This is a genomic window from Bacillus sp. SIMBA_026 (assembly GCF_046535335.1).
Lineage (GTDB): Bacteria > Bacillota > Bacilli > Bacillales > Bacillaceae > Bacillus > Bacillus velezensis.
Genome location: NZ_JAWRWX010000468.1, coordinates 1 through 237, shown reverse-complemented (window position 1 = coordinate 237; position 237 = coordinate 1). Strand labels below are relative to the sequence as shown.

Annotated in this window: 1 protein-coding gene; it reads right to left on the bottom strand. The window is 62.4% G+C overall.

Annotated features, from left to right (window positions below):
- Positions 1–237, bottom strand: a 237-nt coding sequence (locus SB847_RS22190) for a DUF456 domain-containing protein (RefSeq protein WP_410578916.1), incomplete at both ends; no start/stop codon positions are given.

The window sequence follows — 237 nt, the reverse complement described above, 5'->3', positions numbered from 1 at the left end:
AAACCAGTGAAGAGGCCCAGCACCGGAATCACGAACATCCCCACGACCGCCAGCGCAACACCGATCAGCACCGACCTGTTCGGAACGCCGTGCTGTTTGAGCCTGCGACCAGTCAAGACAGCGCTTGAAGCCATCCCGGCAACCACAAACACCATGCCGACTGCGAAGACAATCCAGCCTAGTGGGCCGGCACCGCCCCAGATGGCCCAAGCCAGCAGGCTCGCACCGATGAGCAGG